We start from the raw sequence: 609 nt of genomic DNA on the forward strand, positions 1-609 counted from the left end.
GCGCGGATTCTTCGCCGCCCATTCGCGCTGCACCACGGCGACCGAGGCCAGCTGCTCGTGCGTGATGCCGTAGGTCTTCATGAAGCGCAGCACGGGGATCGGGAACATGCTGGGCGGCCCGTAGACACCGTAGGGCGCCTCGAACTGGCCTTGCAGGCTGTCGGCGGGGATCGAACGCGGCAGCTTGCCGATCATCGACTTGCCGCTCTCGGCGTGGGTGATCAGCACGGTCTTGCACAGTCCGGCCTCGATCGCCGCGGCGGCGTGGCGGACGTGCAGCATGAAGGAGCAGCCGCCGACCGAGGTGCCGTCCACCCAGGTCGGCTTGATGCCGAGATAGTGGCAGACCTGCTGCGGGGTTTCGACCGCGGTGGCAAAGCCGTCGATGTCGGACAGCTTCAGCCCGGCGTCGGCGATGGCATTGAGCGCCGCATCCGCATGAAGCTGGAGCTGCGACATGGTGGGGATGACGCCGAGCTCGGTGGTCTCGGCCGCGCCGACGACGGCAACCTGGTTTCTGCGCATGGCTTACCCCTTCGCCGGACGGAACACGGGGAGGGTGATCTTGTCGTCGAGCTCCTGGAAGGCGACCTCGAGCTTCATGTCGAG

The 609-nt window shown here is 67.0% G+C and carries 1 protein-coding gene and 1 pseudogene; both read right to left on the reverse strand.

Going from position 1 to position 609, the window contains the following annotated elements:
• Positions 1–525: thiolase family protein (locus tag AC630_RS42095; RefSeq protein ID WP_502691600.1), on the reverse strand; the 525-nt coding region annotated here is incomplete at its 3' end.
• Positions 526–528: 3 nt separating this feature from the next.
• Positions 529–609 (reverse strand): annotated as a pseudogene (locus AC630_RS42100) (DNA-binding protein); the annotation flags it as partial.

The sequence above is a fragment of the Bradyrhizobium sp. AS23.2 genome (genome assembly GCF_001908185.1).
Classification (GTDB): domain Bacteria; phylum Pseudomonadota; class Alphaproteobacteria; order Rhizobiales; family Xanthobacteraceae; genus Bradyrhizobium.